Source organism: Micromonospora sp. AKA38 (assembly GCF_027925725.1).
In the GTDB taxonomy this organism is placed as follows: domain Bacteria; phylum Actinomycetota; class Actinomycetes; order Mycobacteriales; family Micromonosporaceae; genus Micromonospora.
The window spans coordinates 634,169-650,931 of record NZ_BNEI01000005.1 but is presented as its reverse complement, the minus strand read 5'-3'; the positions used below and the strand labels follow the sequence as shown (position 1 = coordinate 650,931).

The 16,763-nt window shown below is 72.8% G+C and carries 16 protein-coding genes and 1 pseudogene; 9 read left to right on the top strand and 8 right to left on the bottom strand.

What is annotated here, in order from left to right; translation table 11 throughout:
- Together TPA0908_RS20345 and TPA0908_RS20340 are read left to right on the top strand one after the other, a co-directional pair.
- A complete protein-coding gene (locus tag TPA0908_RS20345; RefSeq protein WP_281940219.1) occupies positions 1-825 on the top strand; it encodes an ABC transporter permease in 825 nt (274 codons plus the stop codon).
- An 11-nt stretch (positions 826-836) separates the two neighbouring features.
- Entirely contained in the window at positions 837-1,310 is a 474-nt protein-coding gene (locus tag TPA0908_RS20340; RefSeq protein WP_281940218.1) for a RidA family protein, read from the top strand.
- Between the two features lie 44 nt (positions 1,311-1,354).
- Here TPA0908_RS20340 and TPA0908_RS20335 read toward each other — a convergent pair whose 3' ends face one another.
- The 4 genes and pseudogenes from TPA0908_RS20335 to TPA0908_RS20320 form a co-directional block, all read right to left on the bottom strand.
- Positions 1,355-2,197, bottom strand: coding sequence for a C1 family peptidase (locus TPA0908_RS20335; RefSeq protein WP_281940217.1), 843 nt, complete (start codon positions 2,195-2,197; stop codon positions 1,355-1,357).
- 206 nt (positions 2,198-2,403) lie between these two features.
- Positions 2,404-2,508 (bottom strand): annotated as a pseudogene (locus TPA0908_RS20330) (IS5/IS1182 family transposase); the annotation flags it as partial.
- Between the two features lie 3 nt (positions 2,509-2,511).
- Positions 2,512-2,949 (bottom strand): hypothetical protein, encoded by a 438-nt coding sequence (locus TPA0908_RS20325; RefSeq protein ID WP_281940215.1) that lies wholly within the window; start codon positions 2,947-2,949, stop codon positions 2,512-2,514.
- 271 nt (positions 2,950-3,220) lie between these two features.
- Positions 3,221-3,871 carry a hypothetical protein gene (locus tag TPA0908_RS20320; protein ID WP_281940214.1) on the bottom strand — a complete coding sequence of 217 codons (651 nt, stop codon included), beginning with the start codon at positions 3,869-3,871 and terminating at the stop codon, positions 3,221-3,223.
- 97 nt (positions 3,872-3,968) lie between these two features.
- Between TPA0908_RS20320 and TPA0908_RS20315 the strand changes: the two genes are divergently transcribed.
- From TPA0908_RS20315 to TPA0908_RS20305, 3 genes are all read left to right on the top strand, one after another.
- A complete protein-coding gene (locus TPA0908_RS20315) occupies positions 3,969-4,223 on the top strand; it encodes a hypothetical protein (RefSeq protein ID WP_281940213.1) in 255 nt (84 codons plus the stop codon).
- Between the two features lie 87 nt (positions 4,224-4,310).
- Entirely contained in the window at positions 4,311-4,703 is a 393-nt protein-coding gene (locus TPA0908_RS20310; protein WP_281940212.1) for a hypothetical protein, read from the top strand.
- A complete protein-coding gene (locus tag TPA0908_RS20305; protein ID WP_281940211.1) occupies positions 4,696-7,134 on the top strand; it encodes a DUF4132 domain-containing protein in 2,439 nt (812 codons plus the stop codon). The genes TPA0908_RS20310 and TPA0908_RS20305 overlap by 8 nt, the downstream gene beginning before the upstream one ends.
- An 81-nt stretch (positions 7,135-7,215) precedes the next feature.
- Here the strand turns inward: TPA0908_RS20305 and TPA0908_RS20300 are convergent, their stop codons facing one another.
- Complete coding sequence (locus TPA0908_RS20300; protein WP_281940210.1) at positions 7,216-9,831, bottom strand: CHAT domain-containing protein; 2,616 nt, start codon at positions 9,829-9,831, stop codon at positions 7,216-7,218.
- Between the two features lie 180 nt (positions 9,832-10,011).
- Here TPA0908_RS20300 and TPA0908_RS20295 point away from each other — a divergent pair, with 180 nt between their 5' ends.
- The 3 genes from TPA0908_RS20295 to TPA0908_RS20285 all read left to right on the top strand — a co-directional run bounded on the left by TPA0908_RS20295 (position 10,012) and on the right by TPA0908_RS20285 (position 12,527).
- Complete coding sequence (locus TPA0908_RS20295; RefSeq protein ID WP_281940208.1) at positions 10,012-11,322, top strand: S8 family peptidase; 1,311 nt, start codon at positions 10,012-10,014, stop codon at positions 11,320-11,322.
- Between the two features lie 133 nt (positions 11,323-11,455).
- Positions 11,456-12,091: an RNA polymerase sigma factor gene (locus tag TPA0908_RS20290; RefSeq protein WP_281940206.1), complete on the top strand. Its 636-nt coding sequence runs from the start codon at positions 11,456-11,458 to the stop codon at positions 12,089-12,091.
- A complete protein-coding gene (locus TPA0908_RS20285) occupies positions 12,066-12,527 on the top strand; it encodes a hypothetical protein (RefSeq protein WP_281940204.1) in 462 nt (153 codons plus the stop codon). Before TPA0908_RS20290 ends, TPA0908_RS20285 begins: the two co-directional genes overlap by 26 nt.
- A 138-nt stretch (positions 12,528-12,665) precedes the next feature.
- Here TPA0908_RS20285 and TPA0908_RS20280 read toward each other — a convergent pair whose 3' ends face one another.
- Positions 12,666-13,694, bottom strand: coding sequence for a hypothetical protein (locus tag TPA0908_RS20280; RefSeq protein ID WP_281940202.1), 1,029 nt, complete (start codon positions 13,692-13,694; stop codon positions 12,666-12,668).
- Positions 13,695-14,100: 406 nt separating this feature from the next.
- On the opposite strand from TPA0908_RS20280, the gene TPA0908_RS20275 reads away from it, so the two are divergent.
- Positions 14,101-14,490 (top strand): peptidase inhibitor family I36 protein, encoded by a 390-nt coding sequence (locus tag TPA0908_RS20275; RefSeq protein ID WP_281940200.1) that lies wholly within the window; start codon positions 14,101-14,103, stop codon positions 14,488-14,490.
- 569 nt (positions 14,491-15,059) lie between these two features.
- Here the strand turns inward: TPA0908_RS20275 and TPA0908_RS20270 are convergent.
- Positions 15,060-15,797: a DUF899 domain-containing protein gene (locus TPA0908_RS20270; RefSeq protein WP_281940199.1), complete on the bottom strand. Its 738-nt coding sequence runs from the start codon at positions 15,795-15,797 to the stop codon at positions 15,060-15,062.
- Between the two features lie 468 nt (positions 15,798-16,265).
- Entirely contained in the window at positions 16,266-16,598 is a 333-nt protein-coding gene (locus TPA0908_RS20265) for a helix-turn-helix domain-containing protein (protein ID WP_281940197.1), read from the bottom strand.
- Positions 16,599-16,763: the final 165 nt, after the last annotated feature.

Here is a 16,763-nt window from a genome sequence, read left to right as displayed (position 1 = left end):
ATGGCAGTGTCGGAGAAAGTCCTGTCCGCCCGCAAACTCCCCGGCGGCGCGGAGCCCGCCGAGCGACGCCTCACCGCGCGACTCTGGTTCCCGGTCTCCCTGGTGCTGATCATCGTCGGCTGGGAGGTCGCGGTCCGGGTCACCCAGGTCAACTCGGTGCTCGTCCCCACCCCGGTCAGCGTCGTGCAGTCGCTCTGGCGCGGGCTCGCGCAGACCGGCCCGGCCAGCTTCTACCCGCACTTCTGGCGCACGCTCCAGGAGGTCCTGCTCGGGTTCGGCGGCGGCGTGGTCATCGGCCTCCTGCTGGGCGGCCTGGTCGCCATCTCCCCCACCGCGCAGGCGATCATCCGCCCGTACATCGTCATGATCGAGGCGGTACCGAAGATCGCGATCGCCCCGCTGATGGTGGTCTGGCTGGGCTTCGGCATCGAGTCGAAGGTCGCGCTGGCGGTCCTCGTCACGTTCTTCCCGATCTTCGTGAACACCGTGTCGGGGATGCGTTCGGTGCCGGCCGAGCGGCTCGAACTCATGCGCTCGCTGCGCGCGGGCCGGGCGCTCACCATCCGCCTGGTGATCGTGCCCAGCGCCCTGCCGTTCATCTTCGCCGGCCTGGAGATCGCCGCGGTCTACGCGGTCATCGCCGCGATCGTCAGCGAGTTCGTCAGCGGCCAGATGGGGCTGGGCGTGCTGATCCTCCAGGCCAACTTCCGGCTCGACATCGCCACCGTCTTCGCGATCCTCATCCTGCTCGGGCTGATGGGCATCGGCATGACGAAGCTGATCGAACTGGCCCGCAAACGCATCGTCTTCTGGGACGGGAACTGAGGAGCAGCCACATGGAGATCGAGAAGAAGATCGCGGAGCTCGGCCTGGCGCTGCCGGTGCTGCCGGAGAAGCCGGGCACCCGCCGGGTCCGCGCGGTCCGCACCGGCAACCTCGTGTACCTCGCCGGCCACGGTCCGTTCCACGAGGGGGGCTACCCCTTCAAGGGCCCGGTCGGCGTGGCCATCGGCGTCGCCGAGGCGCGGGCGGCGACCCGCTACAACGCGCTCGCGCTGCTCTCCTCGCTGCGTCAGGAGATCGGTGACCTGGACGACGTGGTCCGGATCGTCAAGATCAACGCGTACGTCTACGGCGAGCCCGGCTTCAACAAACCGTCGGTGGTCGCCGAGGGCTGCTCGGACCTGCTCATGGACCTGTACGGCGAGCGCGGACGGCACGCCCGGTCGGCGGTCACCGTCGCCGCGCTGACGCTGGACATCTGCTGCGAGACGGAGATGATCGTCGAGGTGCGCCCGCCGCGGTCCTGACCATGGTCGAGGGGAAGGAGCCCGGTCCGTGGCGGACATCGGGGTCAGTGCGGCAGCTCGGCGGCGCAGCACGCCTCACCGTCGGCAGCGAGCAGGCCCGCGAAGTCCGCCCACTTGATCTTGAAGCGGCCGTGCTGGCCCCAGCCGCTCCCCCACGAGTTCTGGAACAGGTACGCCTGCTCGGAGTCCAGCCGGTCCAGCATCACGTAGCAGTGCCCGCCGGCCACCCTGCCGGTCGGCTTCACGTAGCCGTCGGCGTCCGGGTGGAACATGTCGTCCGTCCAGTTGGTGCCGACCACCACCGAGCCCTGGGTGTTGATCCACTGGTCGATCTCGGCCAGCGAGCCGGCGAACGCGAACGCCGCGAGCCGACCCCGGTCGCGCAGCGCCAGCGCCCCGGACCGGACGGTCGAGCCGTTCTCCGCACGCGGCTCGCCGTCGATCACCTTGCACTCGTAGTACAGCGCGTGCGCGTCGGCGTTCTGGAACTCCCCCGGGACCGGCGTGGCGTCCACCCAGCCCGTCCAGCCGAAGCCCACGCAGTGCCCGGTGTCGCCCTGGTCCAGTTGGATCGGCAGCTGCCAGGCCGGGGCCGCGTCACCGGCCGGCGTCGGGCCCGGCGCGGGTGGGGTCCCGCCGGCCTGCTTCTTGAGCCAGCGCCAGAAGACCAGGTACGCCCGCCAGTCGGTGAAGTAGGTGGTCTCGCTCAGCACCTGCTCGATGGTCCGCTGCCGGATCTCCTCCGGCGGCTCGGCGATCTCCATGAGCCGCGGCAGCGACCAGTCCCGCGGGTCCGGCCGGTACACCCTGCCCAGCAGATGGGGGCCGATCACCTGGCTCGCGCTGCGTTCCGGTGGGTCCTGCGCCAACCGCCGGTTCAGCTCCATGACGGCCTCCCTCTCCGAGCAACCTCCAGCAGGGGTGTCCCACTCCCACGATGCGCCCCGGCCGGCGGCCGGCACAGTCCGGTTACCGACTGCCGGCCCAAAATCCGCTGGCCCGGTGGGCTCGGGATCGGCAGTCCACTACCGGATTCGGATGGTCTACGCCATGCAAACCAGAAGAACGGTCGGTTGTCGACAATGAGCCACTTTCATCGTGGGTAGCGGGCGTCCTCGGCGGCTTGAAGAACGAGGATGGCTTGCCCGATCGCGGTGGCGCGGCGGGGGCAGCAGCGCAGCTCGGCGAGGATCTTCCAGTTTCAGAGCTCGACCAGGGCCAACGTCCACTGGCCGTGACCGTCTTCCCAGAGGGTGACGACCTCGCCGACCGGGACCGAGTTGTACTCGTGCCGCTCATCTTCCTCGTAGTAGTCGCCATCCTCCTCGATCACCGCGACGATGCGCAGGGCGTCCTCGCGGGTGCCGTCGGTGGCTGCCCGGATGCGGGAGACCCGCCACTCGACGCCGCTGAGGTCGCGGCCGATGAGCTCACTCCCGGGCACGAGATTCTCGTCGTCGCCATCGATCTCGAAGAGAGTGCCGGGACCGTCGACCAGCAGCGTATCCGTGTCGCCGATCATCAGGCTTTCGTCGATGACCTGTTGTTCACCGCGGAGTACCGCCGGGTCGAGCCAGGCCGGCCGCCGGTCGAGTCCGACCTCGCTGATGAAGTTTCCCCAGGCGTAGAGCGCATACATGCGCGGCATGCTACAGAGTGGCAAGATCCTTGCTTGTTCGGGAGGAACGCCGTGGCGCATCGCGGGCCTGGTGACCTTGCCCCCACAGCGCCACCACTGTGGAAAGGGCTCCATGCTTGGGAGGGCAACCGGTGCGAGGCACTGGTGGAGACGACGCTGGTCATCGCAGGATCCCTGGAGGCACCGCTTCCTCTCGGCGGCAGATCCGGACACCCCGTTCGCCGTTCGCCAGCAGCTGGCTGAAAGTCGGTAGGAGACGCCTCGATTGCGGTCAGGCGTCAGGGGTCCAGGGTTCTCCGACGCCCGCGCGTACCGCGGTGCTCCCGGGCGGTAGGTCAAGAACGTCGATCAGGGTGGGGTCCTCGTCGACGGCATGGTGCAGGTGTCCGACCTTGCCGGTGCCGCCGCTCGCGTCAGAGGCTCCGATCAACTGCCAGACGCCGTCGTCCGCGTCGTGACTGACGAACAGGACAGGCTCGTGGCGTTCGAAGACCTCAGGGGTCTGGATACAGGTGGTGCCGAGCAACCAGTGCCGCATCCAACCGGCTCGCCGATCGTGCCGCATGACGTGGTCGGCCACCCACCAGACGAACGGCAGGTCCTCGTGGGCGCGCGACTGATCCGCGCTCAGATCCGGGCCGCCCTGCGGGACCTGCTCGAACGGCTCATCGACGAGAGAGAACGCGTGACCGTCCTCGTGCGCGAAAATGACGGCGTGGAACGTGCCCCCGCCAGGATTGCCGGCGCCAATCCCGATGGACAGACGGGCGATATGCGGGTCTGAGCCGGTGGTCCAACCGAACGCGTACGAGGCCAGCTCGCCACGCGGTCCCACGAACTCGCCGAACGCACGCCGGTCCATGCCACTGACATCGGCCGTGGACACCTCAACCAGCGCACCCTCCAACACCTGGATCTCCACGCCGGCAACATAGCTGATCGAGCTTGGTCGGGTTGAGCCGTCCACGGGCTGCATGACGTCTGAGGCAGTCAGCACGGGTCGGTGGGGTGGCCCGATCGTGGGATTCCTGGTCCTGGTCTGGTTCTGCGGGCTGGTCGCGGCGGCGGTGTGGTGGGTGGGTATCGGCTTGGAGCAGTGGAGCGTCAGCTACGGCTACCAGCCCGGCGAGTTCGCGGACCTTGAACATCGGGTGAGCTTGGCCCTGCTGGTCGCCGCGGTGGTGGCGGTCGCCGGGCCGACCGTCATCGCGCTCGTCGCGTACCGGCTGCGGCTGGTCCGGACCCGAGCACTGCGTTCAACACAGTGGCGGTGACACCCGCTGTCCGGGCGACTGAACGAATCGTTCCGTCGGACCGTCGTGCCATGATGCCGCTCACCTCAAGGCAAGGAGCACGACGCGATGGCCACGGTGACGGTTCGGGACGAGACAGCGACGGGCAGGGCGATCGATCAGTGGCCGTTGACCGGCTTGCCCGAGCGCATCCGCGCGCGGGAGCTGGTCCGGTTGCGGGTACGCGAGGAGGTGGCGCGGTTCAACGCCGACCAGGCGGACCTCTTCCGGGGCCTGGTGCGGCCGACCGACGCGGAGGCGACGTTGAACGGCTACCGGGTGGGCCGGGGCCGGCGGCTGGACTGGGAGCGTCAGGCGGACGCGGCGTGTGCCGCCTTCGCCCGCAACGGCTTCGTGTTGCTGGTGGGTGACCACCAAGTCGAGGATCTGGACGAGGAGATCGACCTGCTCGCGGATCCCGAGGTGGCCTTCGTGCGGCTCGTTCCCCTGGTGGGTGGCTGACGTGCGGGGCTGGGCGCGGCTGCTTCCCACGCTGGGCGCGGCGGACCGCCGGAGGGTGGAGACCGGTCTGGTCGACGCGGACGCCCGGATTCGGGCGGTGATCGGGAGAACGATCACCTACTACCGGGGCGCGTCGGTGACCCGCACGCCGGAGTGGACCGTCACCGAGTCGTGGTCGGCCGAGCATCGCCGCCGCGCCGCACTGGCCATGCACCTGGAGGCGGCGACCAGTTCGAGTCCGACCGCCCTGAACGACGTCCTGCGGAATCTCGCGGACGGCGGGCACGACTGGACCCGGGCGGATCTGCTGTGGTGCCTGGAGGTGGCCGGGCGCGGGCACGGCTACGACGACGGCGCCCATCTGGAGTTGCCGGCGACGATCGCCGGGCACCTGCCCCCCGCCGACCTGGCCGATCTGGCGCCGGCGCTGTCCGCCCTGTTCGCCGAACTCACCACGCGGCACGTCCCGGCGGCCGGCCCCCGGCGCCGGGTCGTCACGCTGATCGGGGAGGCGCTCGACCGCGCCACGGGTCGCCGCGTGCCGTCCTGGTTGCTGCACCACGGGGACGAGTTCGGGCCGCTCGTCCGCGCCGGCCTGGGTGACGTCCTGGCCGCCCCGGGGGTGGCCGAGTTGCTGACGCACTGCGCCTCGCTCGACAAGCCGGCGGCGCCGGCGCGGTGGCTGCGCGTCCTCGACGGGCACCTCACGAGCGCCGCCGACGGGAGGGCGGCGGTCCGCGCGGTCCTGGCGGCGTTCGTCGCCCACCGGCGGTCCGTGCACGACGACACCGACCGTCTCCTGCGTGGCCTGGCATGGGCGCTGTCGCGGGAGTCGGACGAGACGGCGACCGAGCTGCTGGCCGAGGTCGCCGCCGTCGCCTCGGCCGCGCCCCGCCAGGCGTCCGGTTTCCCGCACGCCCAGCGCACCGCGATCGCGGCCGTGCGACTGCTCGCGGAGCGCGCCGGTGAGGCGCCGGTGCGGACCCTGGCGCGGCTCGCGGTGACGGTGAAGAACAAGGCGGTACGCAGTCGGGTGCAGACCGCGTTGGCGCACCTCGGCGCCCTGCGCGGGTGGTCGCTCAGCGAGGTGATGGAACTCGCCGTCGACGACCACGGGCTCGACTCCACCGGCAGCCGGCGGACCCCGGTCGGCCCGTACGAGGCGACGGTGCGGGTCGAGGGCGAGAAGGCGCGCCTGACCTTCGCGCGCGGCGGCACCGCGCTCAAGGGTGTCCCGGCGGCGGTCAAGGAGGCGCACGCCGACGAGCTGAGGCAGCTCCGTGGCCTGGTGAAGAGCGTCAACGCGACGCTGACCTCCGAACGCCAGCGGGTGGAGGCGCTGCTGTCCGAGGAACGCACCTGGACGTATGCGGACTGGGTGTCGCGCTTCCTGGACCATCCGATCACCGGGACCTACGGGCGGCGGCTGCTCTGGGAGACCAGCACCGACGGGCTGCACTGGTCGGCGGGCCTGCCCCGCGGGGACGGCGACGGGTGGACGATCGTCGGTCTCGACGGGCGACCGGCACCCGGCGATCGGGTCCGGCTGTGGCATCCCGTCCGCGCTCGGGTGGACGAGACCCTCGCCTGGCGGGAACGGGTGCTCGCCGCCGGCCTGACGCAACCGTTCAAGCAGGCGTTCCGTGAGATCTACCTGCTCACGCCGGCCGAGGAGCGGACCGGTTCCTACTCCAACCGGTTCGCCGCGCACATCCTGCGCTACCGCCAGGCGAACGCGCTCATGCGCGCCCGCGGCTGGCAGGCCGGCTACCTGGGCACGTGGGACGGCGGTGACGACAGCGAAGCCACGAAGCTCTTCGGCGGTGGCGCCTGGCGGGCGTCCTTCCACCACCAACTCGTCGACACCGACGACCCGGGCGACTACGACGTCCACCACTGCGCCACCGACCAGGTGCGCTTCGCCCGATCCGACGGCGCGACCTGGCAACCCGCACCGGTCGCGGACGTACCGCCGCTGGTGTTCACCGAGGCGATGCGGGACGTGGACCTGTTCGTCGGCGTCACCTCGATCGCCACCGACCCGCAGTGGGCCGACCGCGGCGAGGACCGGTTCCGGGACTACTGGCACCGCACCGCCGTCGGGCCGCTGGCCCCGTCGGGGCAGGTACGCCGCGACGCCCTGGCCCGGCTGCTCCCCCGCATGGCCATCGCCGACCGGGTCACCCTCACGGATCGGTACCTGCACGTACGCGGGAACGTGCGCGGCTACCGGATCCACCTCGGCTCGGGCAACATCATGATGGAGCCGAACGACGCCTACCTGTGCATCGTCCCGGCACGCGGCGGCGCCGGGCGGCTGCACCTGCCGTTCGAGGACGACCCGATGCTCTCGACGATCCTGTCGAAAGCGATCATGCTCGCCGCCGACGACACCATCACCGACCCCACCGTGCTGCGGCAGCTCGTCTGATGACCGACTGGAGCCGCTTCGCTGGATCGCCGACGGCTGACCACGGCCCGACGGCCGGTAGAGCGACCGTTCCCGCTCCGGTCAGCCGGCCCCGAAGCAGACGAACGCCGCCGCGGTGGCCCGGGCCGGACCGTCGCCCGCCGCACCGAACGCCCACTGCGCGTCGGCGAGGGCTCGCGCCGGGCCGGCACCCGCCCGCATCCGCGCGTGCAGGTCCAGCATCAGTGCCGTGGTGGGCTCGGCCGGCACCGGCAGCACGGTCGCGATCAGGCACCGGGTGCCGAGCGCCAGGAGGACCGCGGTGAACCCCATGACCTCGTCGCCGGGGCGCAGCCCGGTCAGGCCGGAGTCGCAGGCGGAGAGCACCACGCAGCCGGGCGGCCGGGCGACCGCCTCCCACTCGTGGGCGAACAGCGGCCCGTCGGCCAGCTCCAGGGTGGAGAACTGCGGGTTGTCCGCGCGGAACGCGCCGTGGGCGGCGATGTGCACCAGCCCCGCCCCGTCCAGCGCGGTGGTCAACGCCGCGGTGGTGGCGTCGGACCCGGTGAGCCGCCGCGCCCCGGGCAGGACCTGGGCGAGCCGGCGTACCTCGAGGTGTCCGGCCGGCAGGCGCGGGCCGGCGGCCAGGACCGGCGGCCCGGTCGGCAGCTTCCGCCGGTCCGCCCCGAGCCAGGCGGTGGCCGAGGGGGCGACGGTCACCGGACGCCCCGCGCAGGTGGGCAGCGCCGACCAGGGCACCGCGTGCAGCGCCCCGACCGGGACGATCACCAGGGCCCGGTCGGCCAGCCGCGACCGCAGCGGGGCGAACAGCAGCCGGTCCAGGGCGGTCGCGGCGTGGGCGGCCCCTGCCCGCGCGGCGGGCTCGTCGCCGGTGGTGACCAGCCGGCGCAGGGCGAACCGGTGCCGGCGGGCCAGGTCCACCGCGGCGGCGAGCGGACCGAGGTCGTGCAGGCTGGCCCGACCGTCGCGGACCAGCACCGCCCGGATCCGGTCGCCGTGGGCCACCAGCTCGACCAGCACCCGGGAGCCGAGCCGCGCGGCCAGCGCGCCCACCCCGGGCGGGGCCAGCACGACGCCCCCACCGGGCACCCGCCGGGCCAGGTCCCGGATGCGCTGCTCCAGCCGGGCCTGCCGGCCGCGTAGGGCGGTTGCCGGGCGGCCGGCCAGCACCTCGTCCTCGAGCAGGCCGCTGACCAGTCGGAGCTCGGCGAGCGCCGCCACCAGGTCGGGGTCGGCCGGGGGCCGGGCCGGCCGGGCCCGCAGCGCATTGGCCCGCCACCGCTCCGCCCACGCCAGGACCCGCGCCGGTGCGCCCGCCCGGACCGCGATGTCGAGGCCCTCGGCCGCCAGTTCCTGACCGTACGCTCCGCTGTGAGCACGCAGCTCCGTGGCGCCGAGCGACACCCGGTGCCGGTCGAGCACGGCCAGCCCGCGGCGCAGCGCCCGGGCGGCCCCGGGCTCGTCCCCGCCGAGCCGGCGCGACAGGGCCAGGGCGTACCAGCCCTGTGCCCGCCGGTCGGCGGTGCCGCGACGGCGGGCCCGGGCGGCCACCGCCAGCAGGTTCCGGGCCCGGCCCGGCCGCCCCAGCGCGGCGGCCACCAGGCCGGCCTCGATCCGGGTGGTCAGCGCCGGGCCCGGCCACCCGGTGCCGTCGAGCTGCTCGGCGGTACGCGCCATGGCGGTGAGCAGGCGCGCCGAGCGGGTGCCGCGACGGTACTCGGCGCGTAGCTCGACGTGCCGGGCGAGGGCGGCCCAGGTGGGCCGGCCCTGGCGACGGAACCGGGCCCGGGCCGCGGCGGCGGCCTCGGTCGCGGTGTCCAGGTCCGCGGCGAGCAGCGCCGCGCGGGCCCGGGCCAGCAGTGCCTCGGCCAGGTCGGAGGCCATGCCCCGGCGCCCCAGTTCCCGGACGGCCGCTGTCGCGACCACCACCGCCTCGTCGACCAGCGGCACCGACAGCAGCAGCTCGACGCGGTCCAGCAGCAGCGCCGGCCGGGGTACGGCGAGCCGCCGGTACTCCTCGTCGACGGTGGCGAAGCAGCGCAGCGCGCCGGCGATGTCGCCACGCTGGCCGGCCGCGATGCCGCGGTTCCACCGGGCGTCGGCCGCGGCGAGGTCCAGGCCCAGCCGTTGGAAGGCGGCTGCCGCGCGGGACAGGTCGTCGTCGGTGCCGCCGGCGGCGCCCCGGTGGGCGTTGAGCAGCCCCCGGTTGTTGCGCGCCCGCGCCTCCAGCAACAGGTCACCCTCGCGCAGGGCGATGTCGACGGCCAGGCCGTAGTCGCGTACCGCCTCGTCGTAGCGACCGCGATAGTGGAGCACCACACCCCGCTGCATCCGGGCCCGTCCCGCGTCGGCGCCGACGAGCTGCGGCAGCGCGGCGGTCACCGCGCGCAGCGCCGCGGCGGTGTGACCGGCGTTGGCCAACACGTAACCCAGGCTCATCCGGGCCAGCGCCCGGGTCCGGGGCGTGCCGGCGGCCCGGACCGCGCGGCGCAGGTGGTGCAACGCGCCGGGCAGGTCGTTGAGCTCCCGCAGGGCCAGACCGACGGCCCGCTCGGCGGTGGAGCGCTCGTCGGCCCCGGCCGCGGGCCCGGCGGCCAGCACCCGCTGGGCGATCGCGATCGCCTCGCGCGGGTAGCGCTGGACGGCGTCGAGCGCCGCCTGGGCCGTGCCGGCACCGGAACCGGTGCTGTCGGGCATGCCCCAAAGAGTCCCCGAACCAATGCCCGGCCGTCAATGTCTGTGCGGGCCTGTCGGAAATCCGCACCAAACCTTTACGTCATTGACATCCGACTATGCTTTGGAAGAATCGACGGCACCCGGGAAACGTGGCTCACGCCGGCCACTGGCGGACGCTTCTGCCGACCGCATGGAGGACCCGTGTCGCCTGACCATCCCGCCGCGCCGCGCCCGGCCGGCCACCTGTCCCGCCGGCGGCTACTGGCCGCGTCCGCGCTGGCCGCCGCGGCGTCGGTCACCGCCGGGTCCCGTGCCGCCCCGGCCCGCGCGGACGGCGCGGACGACGCCGCCTACCAGCGCGCCTTCGACGAGGCGCTGGCCGCCGACAAGAACGTCCGCCGGCACACCACGCCGGGCCGGGAGTTCCTCTACCGGCCACGGCAGCTGCTCGCCGCCGACGCCGACGCCCAGCGGGTCACCGCCCGGCTGCGTGCCCTCGGCCACGTGGTGGTCGTGGGCGACGGCTTCGCCGGGGTCACCCGGTTGCTCTTCGACCGGGAGACCGACGTTCCCACGCTCGTGACCAAGCTGCGCGACCCCCAGCAGTGGCCGGGGCAGCCGGCGCCGAAGGTGCAGCCGCACCACGTGCTGCTGGGCCTCGGCAACATCATGGGCAACCCGGGCGGCCCGCCCACGACGGTCGCCGCGCTGTCGCCGCCGGACCCGGCCCGGCTGGGTGAGGGCGCCGGGGTGACCGTCGGAATCTGCGACACCGGCATCTGGCGGCAGGCCGGCGGCTACCACCCGCAGTGGCTCGGCGGGGCGTACCTGCCGGAGGTCGACGACGAGGACCCGCTCTACGTGCACACCGACGTGCTCGCCCCGCAGGGCGGGCACGGCACCTTCGTCGCCGGGGTGGTGCGGCAGGCCGCGCCGGGGGTCCGGGTCGACCCGGAGCAGGCGCTGACCGCCACCGGCGTCGGCGACGAGGCGTCGGTGGTGGCCGCGACGGCCCGACTCGCGCCGGCGGTGTCCGTGGTCAACCTGTCCCTGGGCGGGTTCACCCAGGACGACCAGCCGTCGCTGCCCCTGGCCAACGCGGTGGCCGCGCTACCCGCGACGAGCGCCGTGGTCGCGGCGGCGGGCAACGCCGGCACCAGCCGGCCGCTCTGGCCCGCCGCGCTGGGCCGGGTCGTCGCGGTGGCGGCCGTCAGCCAGGGCGCCGGTGGCGTGGTGCCGGCCACCTACAGCGGGTACGGGCCATGGGTCGACGTCTGCGCGGTCGGCGAGCGCCACAGCACGTACGTCGAGGGGCAGTTGCCGCTGCCGGGCCGGCCGACCCAGGTGTTCCACGGCTTCGCCGCCTGGGCGGGCACCTCGTTCGCCACGGCGCACGTCTCCGGTCGGCTCGCCGCGCTGATGACCGCCGGCGGCCTGAGCGCCGACGCGGCCCGGCTGACGCTGCTCGCCGCGCCGCGCTGGCACCCCGACTACGGCGTGCTCGTCGGATGAGCGAGCGGGGTGCGAACGAACCAGCAGCACCGTGCGGTGGTCCCGGCCGGCGTCGGGCGCAGCGGGGCGGCGGCGGGAACGAGCGGTCGCGGGCGGCGGAGCAGTGCCGCACCAGCCGACGGACGGCGTCGCCGTGACCGACCCGAGCACGACCGCCCTGGTGACCGCCGCGGCGGGCGGCGACGAGTCGGCGTGGGTGGAGCTGGTCCGCCGGTACACCCCGCTCGTCTACTCGGTGATCCGGTCCTACGACCTGAGCCGCGCCGACGCCGCCGACGTCAACCAGACCGTCTGGCTGCGTCTCGTCGAGCAGCTGAGCCGGGTACGCGATCCGCAGGCCCTCGCCTCCTGGTTGGCGACCACGACCCGGCGCGAGTGCTACCGGCTGTCCCGCCTCGGCCGGCGCACCCAACTCTTCGACCCGTACGACGACGCGCTGGACGCGTACCATGGCTTCTCCCGCACGACGGACGTGGCGGCCCCCGACGAGGAACTGCTCCGCGCGGAGCGGCGGCAGGCACTGCGGGAGGGCTTCGCGCAGCTGTCGCCGCGCTGCCAGCAGCTGCTGGCCCTGTTGACCGCCGACCCGCCGGCCAGCTACCGGGAGGTCGCCGAGCGACTGAGCGTGCCGGTCGGCAGCATCGGGCCGACCCAGGCCCGATGCCTGCGGCGGCTACGGGACTGCCCGGCGCTCGCCCCGTTCCTCGGCACGACCGCGACCCGGACGAACGGAGGTGAACGCGATGGAGCCGTTGCCGCCGGCCGATGACGCGGCCCTGACCGCCGAGCTGGGTGCGGCGCTGCGGGAGTCCGGGTCGGTCCCGGAGGAGTTCCTGACCGCCGCGCGGGCGGCGTTCGCCTGGCGAAACGTCGACCAGGAGGTGGCGCTCGCCGAGCTGATGTTCGACTCGGCGTGCGACACGGCCCCGGCGCTGACCCGGTCGGCCGGGTCGACGCGCACGCTGTCGTTCCGCAGTGCCGTGGTGGCGCTGGAGATCGAGGTGTCCGACGCCGGCATCGTCGGTCAACTCTCCCCGCCCCGGGGTGGGCGGGTGTCCGCGCAGACCGCCTCCGGCACGTACGCGGAGGCGCCGGTCGACGCGGTCGGCTTCTTCTCGCTGGGCGCTCCCCCGCCCGGCCCGGTCCGGCTGCGCGCCCACACCGACGGCCACGTGGTGGCCACCACCTGGGTCTCGCTGCGCTGACCCACCGCCAGCACCCGCGACGGCTCCGCGACCGGCCCGTCCCCCGGGGGCGGCGGCGCTCGCCGGGACGCCGGACCGTCCCGGCGAGCGCGCGGGGGCCGCGGGTGCCCAGGCCCACGACCCCCGCTGGTGGCCGGGCTACTGCCGCCCGACGCCGATCAGGTACTCCACACCACCGAGGTCGGTCCGTTCCGCCCCGCTCGTGTCCGGGCCGAACTGGGTCACGTCGAGCGCGAACTCCTTGTCCGAGGCGACCGCGGCGGCGAAGGTGAGGGAGAACTCGACCCGCTCACCCGGCTCCAGCAGCAGGTTGCCGAGGCTGGCCTTCGCCGGTTCGACGACCTCCAGTTGGTTCTTACCGACCTCGCGTACGCCGGTGCCGACCTTGCCGCCGGCCTGCCACCGCTCGAACAGAGTCGGCCCGAGGTCGACGACGACCCGGCCGCCCACGTTCTGGATCGGCTCCCCCGGCTGCGTGAAGACCAGGTCGTTCTTGGTCGCCACCCGGAGCGAGTTGCCGATGGCGAACGGCCGCACGACCGGCGTCCCGCCGGCGACGAGCCGCACCGAGTCGACGTTGCGCCAGGCGATGTTGTTGTTGTTCCGGGTGTTGGTGCTGATGTCCGGCCCTTCGAAGGTCATCGGATCGGTGGCGGACACCCACCTGGCCAGCAGGCAGAAGTGGCCCGGCCCGGGCACTCCGGTCCACGGGATCGTCACGGTCGTGGTGCCGGCGAAGGCGGTCACGCTCATCGCGCCGATCTGGGTCCAGTGCGTCGGCCAGACGGCACCGCCACCCGGCGTCGTCCGGTAGACCCGCAGCACGCCGCTGCCGGTGCCGGTGCCGTACGGGCCGGGGTTACGCAGCTTGATGAAGATGTAGTTGGTGACGCCGACGATCGGGTTCTGGCTGACGGCACACTCGACGGCGGTCGGGCAGACCTTGATGTCGGGGCTGGCCCACAGCGGGTTGTACGAGTGGGGCTGGACGCCGACGTCGGCGGCGACGTCCCGGATGTAGACGTCGGTGCGGGCCGCTGCCGCCTTGTCCTGCCGCGCCTCGATCGGCGCGGCGGCGGCCGTGGTGACCGCCAGCAGGGCGGCCAGCGCCGTGCCGGTGAGCACGGCCAGCGCCGAGCGGCGGACACGTCTTCCTACGTTGCCCATGACAGGCTTCTCCCATCGTCGAGGGACCGCCGACCCGGCGTTGTCGCCTACCCGGCCGACGCGGTGACGTTGTTCAGGAGCGCGGGGTGGCGCGATTGATACGTCCAGCGGGGCCGGTCACCGTCAGATGGAGCGAAGACCGACGGATCAGACGAATGTCGAACGCTTGCCGGCCCGCACAGCGTCGTGGGCGGGCTTTCGCGGGTGGGGATAAGGGCCGGTGTGGACGGGCGGCCGAGGGCGGCCGAAGGCCGCCGGGCAGCGGCCTGGGACAGCCGGTGACCCGGGCATTTGAGCGCTCTGAAGGAATCGGTTGACTCCGGTCGTCGACGCTGGTGTCCGCCGACGGTGCGGGACCGCAGCCGCAGCCGCCGGACGGACGAACCGCATCGATCGGAGGAGAGCCATGAGGAAGAGCGTGCGACGTGTGGCGGTCATGTTGGGCGTCGTCGCGGCGGCGGCAACCACGTTCGCCGCGCCGGCCCAGGCGGACGGCCGCGGAGACTGCCCGGACGAGCATGTCTGCCTGTGGTGGGACCGGAACTTCACCGGCCTGCGCTGGCAGGGGAAGTACGACAACAGCAGTATCGGCACCGCGAACGACAAGGCGTCCTCGGCGTACAACAACGGCAGGACCTGCTGGGTCTACCTCTGGACGGACCCCGGCTACGCGGGCACCTACCTGCCCATGGCGCTCGGGGCCTACCGGGCCTACATGAACACCGATCCCGGCCCGAGCCCGGTCGGCTCCTGGGAGGACATCGTCTCCTCGGTCCACTGGTGCTCGCCGCGCTGACCGCACGCTGAAGAGGAAGGCTGGCTGGTGATGCGCGAGGCACGCCGAATGCGGCTCCTGGCATTGTCGGCCCTGCTGGTGGGGGTGCTCACCGGCTGCGAGGGGCAGCCGGAGACCATCCCCACCACCGCGGCCGTGACCGAACCTCCGGACGCGGGACCCGAACTGGGGACCGCCGCGATCGACCTGGCCAACCAACTCCGGCGCCTACCCCGACCGGAACTACGTCGTCGAACTGGCCGACGAGCGGGCGACGCAGCGCTGCGTACGCGCTGCCGGGCTCACCTGGTCCGGTTTCGTGTACCGGCCGCCACCGGGCTCGGACGAGGATCGCGCGCTGAACGTGGAAGGTCGACGGCGTGACGGGTACGGATTGGCCGATGCGGGCCGGCCGACACTGCCGAACTGCCGGACCCGGACGGAGGCCCGCCCAGGGCTGTTGGTCGCCGACGCCGCGGTCGAGATGGCGCACACGCGGCTGGACACGGCCGCACGCGTACCAGCGGACGTGCTGAGCATCGAGGGTTCGGGCGGGATCAGCCCGCCCGAACCGTTCGGCAGCGAGCCGGTCAGTGGCAGCTGGGCCCGTCCGCCGCTGACTCGTACCTGTCATGGTGCTTGAACAACATGATTCCGGTGCCGACCTCCTGCCGGCCCAGCGGCGTGAAGTCGAGGTAGTTGTACGTGCCGAGCACGATGTCCGGCCCTCGCCCGTACGTGGAATAGGTGTGGAAGACGTTCGAGTCGTCCCGGAAGAAGACGCTCAGCCCGTGCTGCTCACCGCTCATGTGGTGGGTCAGGCCCTCGCGCTCCAGCGTCGCCTTGTCTTTGTAGTTGTACTCGACCGGGGCGACGGACTCGTCCACGGTGACCTTGAAGTCGTAGTTGAAGTCGGTTCCGAAGGAGGACACCCACGGGATCGTCCAGCCCATTCGCGCCTTGAACTTCTCGATCTTCTCCACCGGCGCCCGGGAAACGGCCGCGAACGACGTGTCGCGGGAGTGCAGATGCCCGAGGTGCGCCACGTTGTCGACGAGGAACGAACAGCTCACGCAGCCCTCGTCCCAGCTCGGATCGAACATGAAGTGGTACGTGATGAGCTGCCGGCGCCCTTCGAACAGGTCGAGCAGGCTCTTCTCACCCGACGCGGACCGAAACCGGTAGTCCTTCTCGACCGGCGTCATCGGCAGGGCCCGCCGAGCTGCCGAGACTTCATCCCGTGCGTCGGTGAGCGCCTTCTCCTTGGCGAGCAACTCGATTCGCGCGCGCAGCCAGTCCTCACGGGACACGATCTGCGGACCACTCATCCGGTCTTCTCCTCCCATGCGGGTCGGTGACCCGGCCGAACGGGCTCTGTGCCCGGATCGCATCGCCGCTCGGCGCGTCGAATCGCTCCCGGGCCATCGGCGCCGCCGTGAACCTGGGCGCCACGGCCGGGAGCGCGATCCGGTACGACGCAGGCACGATCACCAGCGACCGGCCGAGGGCGTTCAGGCTCGCCCTTCTGGCCCGGTACGCCGACCCCTCGGGCTCACCACGGAACGCGGCCCGCGACAAGGCGTCGTTTCATGCCGATCAATGCTCACCGGGGAAAGATAGTACGGGCCGGTACCCTCATCTTCTTCTGCATTGCTCAATCCGACCTCCGCCGAACGGGAACCGCGCGGACGTGGGCTCCCGTTCTCGCAGATCAGCCAGGAATGCCGTCAGCTACTGGACGACAACCGCCGACTGTTCGTCAATGTCGGAGTGGCCGGTGCTGGCGATCTGTGCTTTCACCCGCTGTGGACGTGTGGCTGGGTCTGCACCGCCCGAGGGGCGCGTCCGACGGACGCACCACCACGTAGTCGTCGCCGGGCATCAGCACCGCCAGGTCCGACCAGGTGACCGAGTCCGGGGTGGGCGGCGGAGTCCACCAGGAGCCGGCCGGCGTCGGTCGGCACGCAGCTCCGCGGGGTCCGCACCAGCAGCGGTGTGCCGAGCTGTCGCTCCAGGCGGGCGATCCGTCGGGACAGGGCGGGCCGGGTCCGGTCGAGCACGGCTGCCGCCGCGGTGATCGACCCGTGCCGCACCGCCGCCCGCAGCGCGCGCAGATCCTGCCAGCCCATGAGAAAGAGTCAACACCTCGATGTACGCGGCGCCCGGACGGACCGGCGCCGTCGTCCGCGTGCGCGCGGCCCAGGTCCCGTGGCGGAAGGAACGCCTTCACCAGCCGTACGTGAGGAGAGGTGAGCAGCCGCCGTGGATGGCCTCGGACGAGTTGCGGGCCGGGC